The organism is Mycobacterium sp. 236(2023) (assembly GCF_029623955.1).
Classification (GTDB): Bacteria; Actinomycetota; Actinomycetes; order Mycobacteriales; family Mycobacteriaceae; genus Mycobacterium.
This window is the reverse complement of the sequence record NZ_JARSBP010000007.1, coordinates 222991-235623: the sequence shown is the minus strand read 5'-3', so window position 1 is coordinate 235623 and position 12633 is coordinate 222991. Positions and strand designations below refer to the sequence as shown.

Annotated in this window: 13 protein-coding genes; 7 read left to right on the top strand and 6 right to left on the bottom strand. The window is 64.5% G+C overall.

Annotated features, from left to right (window positions below; translation table 11 throughout):
• The first annotated feature begins 19 nt into the window (after positions 1 to 19).
• Positions 20 to 778: an SDR family NAD(P)-dependent oxidoreductase gene (locus tag P9A17_RS26130; protein ID WP_278041660.1), complete on the top strand. Its 759-nt coding sequence runs from the start codon at positions 20 to 22 to the stop codon at positions 776 to 778.
• On the top strand, positions 775 to 1653 hold the full coding sequence (locus tag P9A17_RS26125) for an acyl-CoA thioesterase domain-containing protein (RefSeq protein ID WP_278041659.1): 879 nt from the start codon (positions 775 to 777) through the stop codon (positions 1651 to 1653). Before P9A17_RS26130 ends, P9A17_RS26125 begins: the two co-directional genes overlap by 4 nt.
• A 44-nt stretch (positions 1654 to 1697) precedes the next feature.
• On the opposite strand, the gene P9A17_RS26120 is transcribed toward P9A17_RS26125, so the two are convergent.
• The gene (locus tag P9A17_RS26120; protein ID WP_278041658.1) at positions 1698 to 1886 is read right to left on the bottom strand and encodes a ferredoxin; all 189 of its coding nucleotides are present in this window, start codon (positions 1884 to 1886) and stop codon (positions 1698 to 1700) included.
• A 124-nt stretch (positions 1887 to 2010) separates the two neighbouring features.
• Here P9A17_RS26120 and P9A17_RS26115 point away from each other — a divergent pair, with 124 nt between their 5' ends.
• On the top strand, positions 2011 to 3153 hold the full coding sequence (locus P9A17_RS26115; protein WP_278041657.1) for an acyl-CoA dehydrogenase family protein: 1143 nt from the start codon (positions 2011 to 2013) through the stop codon (positions 3151 to 3153).
• Between the two features lie 7 nt (positions 3154 to 3160).
• Here P9A17_RS26115 and P9A17_RS26110 read toward each other — a convergent pair whose 3' ends face one another.
• From P9A17_RS26110 to P9A17_RS26090, 5 genes are all read right to left on the bottom strand, one after another.
• Positions 3161 to 4354, bottom strand: coding sequence for a thiolase family protein (locus tag P9A17_RS26110; protein ID WP_278041656.1), 1194 nt, complete (start codon positions 4352 to 4354; stop codon positions 3161 to 3163).
• A 2-nt stretch (positions 4355 to 4356) separates the two neighbouring features.
• A complete protein-coding gene (locus P9A17_RS26105) occupies positions 4357 to 4794 on the bottom strand; it encodes an OB-fold domain-containing protein (RefSeq protein ID WP_278041655.1) in 438 nt (145 codons plus the stop codon).
• The gene (locus P9A17_RS26100) at positions 4791 to 5570 is read right to left on the bottom strand and encodes a crotonase/enoyl-CoA hydratase family protein (protein WP_278041654.1); all 780 of its coding nucleotides are present in this window, start codon (positions 5568 to 5570) and stop codon (positions 4791 to 4793) included. The genes P9A17_RS26105 and P9A17_RS26100 overlap by 4 nt, the downstream gene beginning before the upstream one ends.
• A gap of 153 nt (positions 5571 to 5723) precedes the next feature.
• Complete coding sequence (locus tag P9A17_RS26095; RefSeq protein ID WP_278041759.1) at positions 5724 to 6443, bottom strand: FCD domain-containing protein; 720 nt, start codon at positions 6441 to 6443, stop codon at positions 5724 to 5726.
• Between the two features lie 161 nt (positions 6444 to 6604).
• Positions 6605 to 7750: a thiolase family protein gene (locus tag P9A17_RS26090; RefSeq protein ID WP_278041653.1), complete on the bottom strand. Its 1146-nt coding sequence runs from the start codon at positions 7748 to 7750 to the stop codon at positions 6605 to 6607.
• A 386-nt stretch (positions 7751 to 8136) separates the two neighbouring features.
• On the opposite strand from P9A17_RS26090, the gene P9A17_RS26085 reads away from it, so the two are divergent.
• The 4 genes from P9A17_RS26085 to P9A17_RS26070 all read left to right on the top strand — a co-directional run bounded on the left by P9A17_RS26085 (position 8137) and on the right by P9A17_RS26070 (position 12595).
• Positions 8137 to 8964 (top strand): mycofactocin-coupled SDR family oxidoreductase, encoded by an 828-nt coding sequence (locus P9A17_RS26085; RefSeq protein WP_278041652.1) that lies wholly within the window; start codon positions 8137 to 8139, stop codon positions 8962 to 8964.
• 12 nt (positions 8965 to 8976) lie between these two features.
• On the top strand, positions 8977 to 10461 hold the full coding sequence (locus tag P9A17_RS26080) for an aldehyde dehydrogenase family protein (RefSeq protein ID WP_278041651.1): 1485 nt from the start codon (positions 8977 to 8979) through the stop codon (positions 10459 to 10461).
• Positions 10462 to 10577: 116 nt separating this feature from the next.
• Entirely contained in the window at positions 10578 to 11711 is a 1134-nt protein-coding gene (locus tag P9A17_RS26075) for a cytochrome P450 (RefSeq protein ID WP_278041650.1), read from the top strand.
• Between the two features lie 35 nt (positions 11712 to 11746).
• Entirely contained in the window at positions 11747 to 12595 is an 849-nt protein-coding gene (locus P9A17_RS26070; RefSeq protein ID WP_278041649.1) for an enoyl-CoA hydratase-related protein, read from the top strand.
• The last annotated feature ends 38 nt before the right edge of the window (positions 12596 to 12633 follow it).

Sequence of the window (12633 nt, the reverse complement as noted above, 5' to 3'; positions counted from 1 at the left end):
CAGTTGAAGGGACCTTTGAGTGGAGATAGCCGGAAAAAAGGCTGTAGTTGTCGGCGGAGCGTCGGGCATGGGGCGCGCCACCGCCCAGTTGCTCGCCGAACGCGGCGCATCGGTCGCGGTCCTCGATCGCGTCGATTCCGCCGGGTCGGACATCGCCTCGCAACTGTCCGGCCTATTCGAGCCCGTCGACATCACCGACTTCATTGAGGCTGAAGGGGCACTGCGCTCGGCACACGGCCGACTGAAGGGTCTCGACATCGTCGTCACCACAGCCGGGGGCGGGGTGGCCGCCCGTACGCTGTCCAAGTCCGGGCCTCACGACCTCCAGACTTTTCGAGATGTGCTGGACCTCAACGCCGTTGCTACATTCAACATCTGCCGTATCGCGGCGGCGCTGATGGCCGACAACGATGCGGTCGACGACGAGCGTGGCGTGCTGGTCAACACTTCATCGATCGCGGCGTTCGAAGGTCAGATCGGCCAGGTCGCCTACAGTGCGGCCAAGGCGGCGATCGCCGGAATGTGTCTCACCATGGCCCGCGACCTCGGGGGTCTGGGAATTCGGGTCTGCGCGATCGCCCCGAGCCTCTTCGACACCGGAGCGTTGACAGGAATACCTGACGAGCAGAAGGCCAAACTGGTTGCGGGAGCAGCATTCCCGCATCGAATGGGCCAGCCGATCGAGTATGCACGGTTGGCGGCAGCAATCATCGAGAATCCGATGCTCAACGGTCAATGCATCCGCCTGGACGCCGGGCAGCGGTTTGGCCCCAGATGACGGCCACACGCGAGCAGGGGCCGGGCGCGCCTGGGCTTCCGCTGGAATTGGAGCGCATCGAGCAGAGAATGTTTCGCGGGTGGCCGCGACGTTCGATGTCGCTGCGGCCCAGCATTTTCGGCGGAGAAGTAGTCGCGCAAGCCCTGCTGGCCGCCGGTACGGACGTCACCGCCGACCGGTTGGTGCACTCACTCCATGCCTACTTCCTCCGCCGCGGCGATCCAGCCGTACCCGTGCTGTACCAGGTGCAGGACCTGCGGTCGGGGACGAGCTTCACCGCTCGCCGAGTCGTCGCCACCCAGCACGGAGACGAGTTGCTGACCATGACGGCGTCGTTTCATCGCGAGGAGGACGGCCCCCGTTATCAGGCGTTGACCGCCACGGCGCCGGCACCTGATCCCCCTCCACTCGCAGACAGCGAACTCGCCGACGCCGACGGTGGCTACGCAAGCTGGCTGAGCCGTCTGTCCGAAGAGTTTCCCGTTGAGGTCCGCTTTGTGGACCCACCGCCCCGGGTCGCCGCCAGCCGCTCCGGGGCGGAACGTACCTTTCGGTACTGGGTGCGGTCGCGAGACATACTGCCGTCGAACCAGTTTGTCCACGCCGCCGCCGTCGCCTATATTTCCGACCTGCTGTTGCTGTCGAACGCAGCAGCCCGCCATGGACTGATCCTGGGTCAGCCGGGGCTCCAACTCGCCAGCCTCGATCACGCGGTGTGGTTCCACGATCGACTATGTGCTAACGACTGGCTGCTCTACGAGCAACGCACCGACTGGACCGGTGGTGCCCGCGCGCTGTGCCGGGGCGCGTTGTTTGACGGCGCGGGCACGCTCGTCGCGAGCGTGGCCCAAGAGGGATTGATCCGCCAGTGGTGAGCGCGCAAACCGCAGAGCGGCAGGGCGTTTCGCCGATCGCGGGATCAGGGAGTGAGCGTGATCGCCTGCTCGGGGCAGGCCGCTTCGGCATCGCGCAATGTCGCCAGGGGCGCCTCGTCTGCTCCCGCGGTTACCACAGGGTAGCCCTCGTCGTCGATATCGAAGGCCTCCGGGGCAAGGGAATGGCATCGGATATGGCCTTGGCACTTGGACTTGTCCACAGTGATCTTCACGACGGTCGCCTCGAATCTGTTGAACCTTGAACCACTGTATCATCGAATTATCCACTTAGACAATCGATTTCGAGACTCCAGAGATGTGGGTCGAACTTGTCGACAATAAGAAAGGGACGCCAGAATGAAGCGTTTGGCCTATGAAGACGAGCACGAGCAACTGCGCGCAACCACACGTCAATACATCGAACGCGAAGTCGCTCCGAACACCGAGAAATGGGAGAGCGACCGGCTGATCGACCGTGCCGCGTATGCCGCGGCCGGCAAGTACGGTCTGATCGGCTTCAACATGCCCGAAGAGTACGGTGGCGGCGGCTCTGACGATTTCCGCTTCAACGCGGTGATCGTCGAAGAACTTGCGGCGTTCGGTTCGGCCACCCCGACACTGAGCCTGCAAAACGACATCGTCGGCCCCTATCTGAAATCACTGACCACCGAAGAGCAGAAGCAGCGCTGGCTTCCGGGTTTCATCACCGGCGAGACCATCGGCGCGATCGCGATGAGCGAGCCGGGTGCGGGAAGTGACCTGGCTGGCGTTCGGACCACCGCTGTGCGCGACGGGCAAGACTGGATCATCAACGGCGCCAAAACCTTCATCTCGGCGGGGATCAATTCCGATCTGGTCATCGTGGTGGCCCGCACTGACCCCGGCGCCGGGCACAAAGGCTTCTCGCTCTTCGTCGTCGAGCGCGGCATGGAGGGCTTCACCCGCGGCCGCAAGCTCGACAAGATGGGGCTGCACTCCCAGGACACCGCCGAGCTGAGTTTCGAGAACGTCCGAGTACCCGGTGCCAACCTTCTCGGGCAGGAGGGAAGGGGCTTCTACCATCTGATGCACAACCTTCCCTCCGAGAGACTGTCAATCGCCATTCACGCGATTTCCGGCGCCCGGGCTACGTGGCGCGAGACGCTGCAGTATTCCAAGGACCGCACTGCTTTTGGGCAACCCATCGGCACATTCCAAAACAGCCGGTTTACTCTTGCCGAACTCGACACCGAGCTTGATATCGCCGAGCAGTACATCGACAGGTGTTTACGCGCGGTCGTTGACGGTGAACTCACCGCGGTGGAAGCTGCGAAGGCGAAATGGTGGTGCACCGAACTCGCCAAGAAGACCGTCGATGCGTGTGTACAACTTCACGGCGGGTACGGATACATGAACGAGTACCGGGTGGCGCGTGACTATGTCGACGTGCGAATCCAGACTATCTACGGCGGCACCACCGAGATCATGAAGGAACTCATCGGCCGTAACCTCGGCCTATAGCGCCCCGTCAGTACCGCGCCGACGTCAGAAGCATCGCCCCGGCAATCGGTCCTCCGCCGTTACCCACGGCTGCCACCTCGGCCTTGGGTAGCTGGCGGTGGCCCGCCTGTCGGCGCAGCTGCAGGGCCGCTTCATGGATAAGCCCAAATCCATGGAGACGTCCGCCGGACAGTTGACCGCCGCCGGTGTTGATCGGCAGCTCGCCATCCAGGGCGATCCGACGTCCCCCTTCGACGAACTCTCCGCTTGCGCCACGTGGGCAGAAGCCCATCGCCTCTAGCCACACCAATGCCAGGATGCTAAAGCCGTCATAGAGTTGCGCCGTGTCGACGTCGGCCGGGCGCAGCGCCGTGCGACTCCATAGGTGTTCGCTGACACCGGTGGCCGCCATCGCACTCAGGTCATGCTGCTGATCCCAGGTGAACCGCTGATTCATCGCAGTACCAACGGCTTCGACGTAGACCGGGGGGGCCGCCGCGTCAGGTGCGTAGTCAGCGTGAGAGACGATGAACGCGGTCGACCCGTCGACGGGAACGTCGCAGTCGAGCAGGCACAGCGGAGTCGAGATCATCCGGGCTTGCAAATAATCCGCCATGGCAATCGGATCGCGATACACCGCAGCCGGATTGAGCCCTGCATTACGACGGCAGGTCAGCGCGATCTGGCCGAGTTGTTCTCGGGTGGTGCCGAATTCCGCGAAATGGTGTGTCGCCAGCAGGGCCAGCCAGTTGACCGCCGAAGGTGCTCCGAAGGGGGTGAGCCAACCGGCCAGCGGTGTGGCGTGCCCGTCGGCGTCAAAGACCGCCCCACGGCCGCCCAAACCCTGGGCGCTGGATTCCACCACGGTGCGATAGACGAGGACATGGCGGGCCAGACCGGCGCTGACCGCCGTCATAGCCGCAATGACCGCTCCCAGCTGTCCGGGAAGCTCGGCGGCGCCCTGAAACCAGTTCAGCTGCAGGCGTAACGCCTCCTGGACCTCGAAGCTCGGCGGTCCGCCGTAACCGTGGGTGGACACGGGATCTCCGCCGGGATAGGTGGAAATGCCGTCGATGTCGTCGCGGGTGAGCCCAGAATCGGCGATGGCGGCCAGTGCGGCCTCCACGGTGAGGTCAAGGGACGAACGCCCCAGCCGGCGGCCGACATCGGACTGGCCGACCCCGGACAGGATGCTGTCGTGTTCGAAACGATGTGTCGCCATGGTCAGCTGCTCCTCGCAAAGAGCGGATAGAAGAATCCGTGACGTTCCAGGAACGTGACACGGACGCGGTCGCCGACATTCACCGACCAGGGATCTCCGTCAACGATGTTCGTGGTCAACCGCAGGTCGTCCTGCTCGTCGAGACCGACCAAGGCGATCACGTAGGGATCGAGACCCGGCGTCCAGGGCTGAACGTTCACGGTGAGTGTCAGTATCGTGGCGTAGCCCGAGACCGGCAAGGGGGTGCATTCGGCGCTCAAGCAGCGAGCACAGACCGGGCCCGGGGGGTGGGTGCGGTACCCGCAGTCCGCGCATGTCTGGATGCGCAGAACGCCGTCGGCGCCGCTGCGCCAGAAGAATTCGCTGAGCGGGTCCTGGACCGGTCGCTGGCGGTGAGCCAACGGGTCGTTGTCGACGCGTGGCGCGCGAGGGGCCGTCACGTTCCGGTCCAATGCGGAGCGCGCTTCTCGGCGAACGCCACAGCGCCCTCGCGGGCGTCGTTCGAAGCGAACACCGGTTCCAGGATCTGGGATTGCAGTTCCCAACGCCTGTCGGCGGGCCAGTCGGACGCCTCGACGATGATCCGTTTGGTGGCCGCGACCGCCAGCGGTCCATTGGCGGTAATACCCTGGGCCATCGCCACGGCGGTCGTTAGCGCCTCCCCCCGTGGGGTCACAGCGTTGACAAGGCCGAGTTCGTAGGCACGCGGTGCGGCAAGGTTCGCACCGGTCAGAGCGAGCTCCATGGCCACCGCACGCGGGATCCGCTCAGGCAACCGCAACAGTCCTCCACCGCCGGCGACGAGCCCTCGTTTGACCTCGGGAATGCCGAACGAGGCGTCCTCGGCGGCCACGATGAGGTCGGCGGCCAAGGCAATCTCGGCGCCGCCGGCCAGTGCGTGGCCTTCGACCGCGGCGATCAGCGGTTTGACCGGAGGGCGCTGCGTGAAGCCCAGGCCGCGACCTTCCACGTCCACACGTTCTCCGCGCGAGAATGCTTTGAGATCCATTCCTGCGCAGAATGTTCCGCCAGCGCCGGTGATGATCCCGACGTAGAGCTGTGCGGTGCTGTCGAGGAAGTCCATAGCGTCGGCGAGGCCCCAGCTGACGGCGGCGTTGACGGCGTTACGTGCGCTGGGGCGATTGATGGTGATCACGAGAATATGCTCGCGTTGTTCGACGAGAACTTCGGCATCGGATTTCAGGGGATGGTTCACGGTCTGGTCCTCTGCAGGGTCGTGGGTGCATCGACGCGAAATGCAGTCGGCGGCAGCCTTCTCAGTTGTGCCGGGCATGCGTGTCAGCGCCGCTCGGTACTCCCAACAGGGTTGGGACGTCCACTTATTGGGAATTGGTCAGCCGAGCTGCGGTCAGCTGGGCTGTTCGAGGAGTCCCTGCAGATCGAACTGCCGGGACCACTGTTCGTTGATGTTCTCGAGGTGCTCGCGCCAAAGCGTGGTTGCCGCGTGGACGGCACCGGCCCGGATCAGGTCGACCAGTGCGGCGTGGGCATCGGTCGAGCCATCGCTCTCCGGCGCGACACCGCCGGACCGCGCAGCGTCTCCGCGCTTGGTGTGCCCGCCAATCAAGTGGTGGACCAGCATCGTGTACTGCGCCAGCGTCGCGTTGCCCGCCAGCCGAACCACCAACTCGTGGAAGTCATCCGAGCACGGCGCCGTCGATGTTGCGACGGGACTCGCGTCGACGCCAGCCCGCAGTTCGTCGAGTGCTTTGTCGTCATGGCGGCGCGCCAACAACCCGACCGCCGCGGGTTCGATCATCAGGCGAGCCTGTAGGACGTCGCCGAAGGTGACCTTCCTGAAGCGCAGGAGATCCCCGAGATAGCGGCTGGCCAACGGGACCGAGGGACCGCGCACAGTGGTTCCGCCGCGGGCACCACGCTGGACGGAGATCAGGTGCTCGTTCTCCAGAATCCTCAGTGCTTGGCGCAGAGTGGGGCGCGACACCGCGAGGGACTTCACCATCTCGACCTCGGACGGTAGCGCGTCGCCTTCGACCAGCTCGCCCATTACGATCTGCTTGCGGATTCGTGCTGCCAGTGCTGAAGCGGCGTTCGGAGCGGGACTCACGTCGGCTCTGGCTTCCTCGCTCACTGCCGGAACCCCCCCTGTCAGAGACGCAGATATAGATTAATCTATCACCGTCAATTAAAGCTTGGTGGCAGGGTCGGCGCGCAATTCGGAATCCGTTGGCTGCGCAGCGTGGGAGATTACGTCGGAATACTGCGGCGTCACAGCAGTTCGAAGATTGTGGCATTGGCCTGACCGCCCCCTTCGCACATCGTTTGCAGGCCGTAGCGGATACCGTTGTCGCGCATGTGGTGGATCAACGTGGTCGCGATGCGGGCGCCGGATCCGCCGAGCGGATGACCGAGCGCGATGGCACCTCCACGTGGGTTGAGGCGTTCAGCGCGGGCCCCGGTATCGGACAGCCAGGCCAGGGGAACCGAGGCGAACGCTTCGTTGACCTCGTAGGCGCCAATGTCGTCGAGGGACAGGCCCGACATACGCAGCGCCTTCTGCGTCGCGGGGATCGGCGCAGTCAGCATGATCACCGGGTCCGAGGCGGCGACAACGGCGGTATGCACGCGTGCCAGCGGAGTCAGGCCCAACTTGGCTGCGCACTCGGAGGTACTCAACAGAAGCGCGGCCGCACCGTCGGAAATCTGTGATGAGTTTCCTGCGGTGACGGTGCCGCCTTCCGGCTTGAACGCCGGCCGCAGGGCGGCCAGGGTCTCGACGGTGGACTCGGGCCTGATGCCTTCGTCATGTCGGACTGTTGCGCCGCCGGCCGTGGCGATGGGCGTGACCTCGGCATCGAAAGCGCCCGAGCCCTGGGCATGAGCGGCTTTGGTGTGCGAGCCGGCGGCGAACTCGTCAAGCTGCGTGCGGTTGAAACCCCAGCGCTCGACGATCATCTCGGCTCCGACACCTTGGTGCGGGGCGGTGGGGTACCGCCGCGCGAACCGCGGCCCGTGCGGGTCCGCGCCTGCCGCCGAACTACTCATCGGAACGCGGGACATCGATTCGACGCCGCCGGCCACCACCACGTTGTAGTGACCGGCGACAAGACCTGCTGCAGCGAAATGAAGTGCCTGCTGGCTCGAACCACACTGCCGGTCGACGCTGACCCCAGGAATAGTGTCAGGCCAGTCGGCGGCGAGTACCGCGTTGCGTGCAATATCGAACGCCTGCTCGCCGACCTGGCCGACACAACCCCAGATGACGTCGTCAACTTCGACGGGGTCGATCCCCGCGCGCTGCGCCAGCGCGTTGAGCGCGTCGGCCGACAGATCAACGGGGTGCACGCCGGCAAGCCCGCCGTTTCGCTTGCCGATCGGTGTGCGCACCGCTGCGACGATCACTGCATCCCGCATTGCTGAATCCTCTCTCGCAACCTTTAAAGCGATTATACAACTATCGAATTTATTCTCCCTTGTCCGCCCGCCTCGCTCGGCGCCGCAAATCCTGGAGGATCGCGGCATGGGATGAATCTGCAGTGTTGGCTGGCGCGGGCAACCGGGACGAGAACCTGATCGAATTCCCTGCTCAGTGGCCATAGAGCCGGCTTCGAATGGCCGCAGAATCGCGGCCCGCATCGCCACATCGGTGACGAGGCGGTACGACGTACCCTGGGCGATACGGATGAGCCCGCGTTGGACTCGAGGGCGGGAGGGAGTGGCATGGATCACGAGTAGTCGTTATGATAGGCATCGATTTAGTGCACGCGGACGATGTCGTCCGGTGACGGGAAAGGTATGCAGTGGGTCAGCTGGACGGAATGGTTGCCTTCATTACGGGTGCCGCACGAGGTCAAGGTCGTTCACACGCCGAAGCACTGGCGGCGGAAGGCGCAGACATCGTCGGTATCGACATCTGCGAGCAGATCGACACGGTGTCCTATCCGATGGCGACGTCCGAAGATCTCGAGGAAACCGTTGCGTTGGTGGAGAAGCACGGGAGGCGGATGATCGCCCATCGGGGCGATGTGCGTGACCTCGCAGCGATGCGACGTGTGGTCGATGAGGCGGTCGGCGAACTCGGCAGGCTCGACATCGTCGCTGCGAATGCCGGGATCATGGCCCACAGTCTGCCGCCGTATGCGAATTCCGAGCAGGCGTGGAAGGACTCCATCGACACCATGTTGACCGGGGTGTGGAACACGTTGCAGGCCACGGTGCCCCATCTGATCGCCGGCGGTAGAGGCGGTTCCATCGCCATCACCAGCTCAGCGGCGGGGTTGCGCGCCCGAACGACGGAGCGTTCCGGCGGCGCCGATGGCTACTTCGCGGCCAAGTTCGGTGTGGTGGGCCTCATGAAGGCCTACGCGGGCGCCCTTGCGGAGTACCAGATTCGGGTCAACTCGCTTCATCCCACCGGCGTAGACACCCCGATGGTCGTCAACGACTTCTTTCCCACCTGGATCAAGGCTCACCCGGTGACGGCCGCCAGCTCCGTCAACGCCCTGCCCGTGCCGATGGTCGACCCCAGCGACGTGTCGAATGCGCTGCTGTACCTCGTGGGCGACTCCGGCCGGTACGTGACCGGGACGACGATGACCGTCGATGCCGGTCTGACAACGATCCACTGACGCGAGGGTGAGATGACCGAAACACTGTCGAGGCCGAAAACTTACGGCCTGTTCATTGACGGCCGCTGGACCGATGGCGAGAGCACCGAGTCGATCTCGATTCTCAACCCGGCGACCGAAGTCGAGATCGGCTCGGTTCCCGAAGGCACCGTCAACGACGTCGTGCACGCGATCACCGCCGCGCGCCGGGCGTTCGACGAGGGTCCGTGGCCCACGATGTCGGCTGAAGAGCGCGGCCGGGCGCTGACGCGTGTGGCCGACGGCCTAGCAAACCGATACGACGAATTGGTCAGCCTGAGCATCGCCGAGTCCGGATCCACCCGTCCCCTGGCTGATTCGCTGCAAGTGGGCATCCCCCTTCAACACTTTCGCGACCTGGTCGAACGGGTGCTGCCACGGTTCGACTTTGCGACGCCCATGCGGCCAATGGAGGGCCCCTGGCTCAGCCAGGGTGTGGTGTTACGCGAACCGGCCGGCGTCGCGGCGCTCGTTACCGCCTACAACTTCCCGCTGTTTCTGAATTTGTTCAAAGCCGGTCCCGCGCTGGCATCGGGATGTACGGCCGTCCTCAAGCCCTCCCCGTACACACCCCTGCAGGCGTTGATCCTTGGCGACATCGTCGCCGAGGCAGACCTCCCGCCAGGAGTTCTCAACATCGTCACCGGTGGCGTGGACGCGAGTCGCGAGCTTACCGCCAACCCGATGGTCGATGTCGTCTCGTTCACCGGGTCCGAGGCTGTGGGACGCCAGGTCAACCGGCAGGCCGCCGACAGCTTCAAGCGGGTCGTCTTGGAGCTAGGCGGCAAATCGGCCAACATCGTGTGTGCCGACGCGGACCTGGACAAGGTTGCCGCCGAGGTGGTGATGGGGTTCACCGTGCATGCCGGCCAGGGCTGCGCCCTGCTCACCCGCACCCTGGTGCACCGATCGCGCCATGATGACCTCGTCGCCCGAGTCCAAGAGCTTCTCGACTCCGTCACCGTTGGCGATCCGGCCGCCGAGGGCACCGTCATGGGCCCACTCATCCGCGAAAACCAGCGCGTCAGGGTCGAGGCGATGATCGAGCGTGCGCGGACCAGCGGCGCCCAGATCGCCTACGGCGGAGCACGACCCGCCCACCTCGATCGAGGTTTCTTCCTGGAACCGACCCTGCTGACCGGTGTCGACAATTCCATGGAGATTGCCCGCCAGGAAGTGTTCGGGCCGGTAGGTGTTGTCATCCCGTTCGACGACGAGGACGACGCCATCCGTATTGCCAACGACAGCGACCTCGGCCTGGCCGGTGGTGTGTGGTCGGCAGATGCCCAGCGTGCCTTCGCCATCGCGCGTCGTCTGCGCACCGGCAATGTCAACGTCAACGGAGGTTCGGGCGCCCCGAATCCTGACGCCGCGTTCGGCGGTTACAAGGCGAGTGGCCTGGGCCGAGAATGGGGCGCCCACGGCATGCAGGAATACCTCGAACACAAATCAGTGACCTGGCCGGTGGCCGCCGGATGACCACACATGGACCAGCACCCGCCGACAGGAGGACCGAACCAGTGACCGCACTACGGGGCGAAGAACGCGCGTGCCCGATGGGACCCTACTCATGGGCTTCGGGCGACCATCCGCCAATGACCGGGTTCAACCAGTTCAACGGTGACCGCCTTCCGCCCGTCTTCTTCAGTGACGAGGCGCAGGGCTACTACGTCTTCACCAACCAGGAGATGATCGCCGACGGGTACCAGCGTCCCGACCTGTTCTCGAGCACCGCGATGATTCCGATCGAACCGGATCCACCGTATAACTGGATTCCAGAAATGCTCGATCCGCCCGACCACACCAAGTGGCGGCGCCTGCTCGGCCCGTTGTTCACCCCGGCGCGCGCCAAAGCGATGACCGATGACGTGCGCACGCTCGCTGTCAGTTTGATCGAGAACCTCGCAGAACGCGACGACTGCGAGTTCGTCAAGGAGTTCGCCAAGCAGTTCCCGACGACGATCTTCCTCAACCTAATGGGCCTTCCGCAAACCGATCTCGACATGTTCTTGCGGTGGGAATACCTGATCCTGCACGGAAACGACGAGACCGATCCGACGCGCGAAAAGGCGATGGCCGCGATGGGGGAAGTGGCGCAATACTTCTCAGCGGCGATCGCCACCGCCCGCGGCGACGATCATGCCGACAAGACAGACGTCATCAGTCAAGCAGTGCGATGGGAAATCGACGGCGCACCGATTCCCGAACAGGATCTGCTTTCGCTGTGCATTCTGCTGCTGATCGCCGGCCTCGACACCGTGGCCGCGCAGTTGTCCTATGCGTTCTACACCCTCGCCAAGCGGCCGGACCTACGGCAGCGCATCGTTGACGAGCCGGCGATCGTCCCGCGCGCCGTGGAGGAGTTCCTCCGGGTTCATTCCATCGTCCAGCCAGGCCGGAAGGTGACCCGCGACGTCGAGTTTCACGGCTGCCCGTTGAAAGCTGGCGACATGGTGTTGTTGCCGCTGGCCGCCGCCGGTCGCGACGACAGCCAGTACGAGCGTGCATCGGAGGTCGACTTCGATCGGCCAGCATTCCGCCACATCGCTTTCGGCGCGGGGCCACATCGATGCCTGGGGTCGCACCTGGCCAGGATCGAACTGGCTGTGGCACTGGAAGAATGGCACCGCCGCATCCCCGAGTACCAGATCTTCGATGAGGATTCGATCGTCGAACACCACAGCGGTGTCTACGGCCTGAACAGCCTGCCGCTGACGTGGGCGACGTGAACGCCGAACGTGACCGCCGTGCGAGGTCGACGTAGGTGGAGATCGAGGAATTCACGGAGCTGACGTTCGACGTCGACTCCGGTGTGGCCTGTGTCGTGCTGAACCGGCCCGATCGGCGTAATGCCTGGAGCGGGCGCATGGCGGTCGAGTACCGTTGGGCGCTCCACCATGCCCACACACGCGACGACGTTCGGGTTGTGGTGCTCAGCGGTGCAGGCGGTGACTTCTGCGTCGGGGCCGATTCCGGCTTGTTGGGATCCATCGCCGATGGAGACGGCCGATACCAGCCGGAGCGACTGCCGCTGCCGCCATTTCCCGCCGACACACCGGAATCCTTGCGCCGCAACCACGCCTATCCGCTCACACTGTCCACACCGGTCATCGCCGCAGTCACCGGGGCCTGCGCGGGTGCAGGGTTCGTTCTCGCAACCTATGTCGATGCGCGGATCGTCGCCACCGACGCCCGCATCACGACGTCCTTCGCCAAACTGGGGTTGCCCGCCGAGTACGGGATGGGTTGGCTGCTACCGCGAATGATCGGCATCCCCAACGCCGCCGACCTGTTGTACAGCGCCAGAGTCATCGACGGTGAGGAATCCGTGCGCCTGGGGTGGGCCCAGCGTTGCTGGGCGGCAGACGAAGTCGTCGACCAGGCACTGAGTATGGCGCGAAAGCTGGCCATTGAGAGTTCGAGTGAATCGTTGCGCATGATGAAGCGGCAGCTGTTCATCGATTCGGCCGGTCCCTTCGGTGACGCATACACCCGTTCGGTAAACGACATGAACACGGCACTCGCGGGCACCGACATCGCCGAAGGTCTCGCCGCATTGAGAGAACGGCGGGCCACCGATTTCTTGACCGTGCGGGAGTCACCGCGCCGGTGATCGCGATCGCCATTTCGTTTATTTTGTTGAGAAAGGAT

Excerpts from the sequence above, each read along its gene's own strand:
- P9A17_RS26125 (WP_278041659.1), top strand. The coding sequence starts at position 775 with ATGACGGCCACACGCGAGCAGGGGCCGGGCGCGCCTGGGCTTCCGCTG.
- P9A17_RS26115 (WP_278041657.1), top strand. The coding sequence starts at position 2,011 with ATGAAGCGTTTGGCCTATGAAGACGAGCACGAGCAACTGCGCGCAACC.
- P9A17_RS26110 (WP_278041656.1), bottom strand. The coding sequence starts at position 4,354 with ATGGCGACACATCGTTTCGAACACGACAGCATCCTGTCCGGGGTCGGC.
- P9A17_RS26090 (WP_278041653.1), bottom strand. The coding sequence starts at position 7,750 with ATGCGGGATGCAGTGATCGTCGCAGCGGTGCGCACACCGATCGGCAAG.
- P9A17_RS26080 (WP_278041651.1), top strand. The coding sequence starts at position 8,977 with ATGACCGAAACACTGTCGAGGCCGAAAACTTACGGCCTGTTCATTGAC.
- P9A17_RS26075 (WP_278041650.1), top strand. The coding sequence starts at position 10,578 with ATGACCGGGTTCAACCAGTTCAACGGTGACCGCCTTCCGCCCGTCTTC.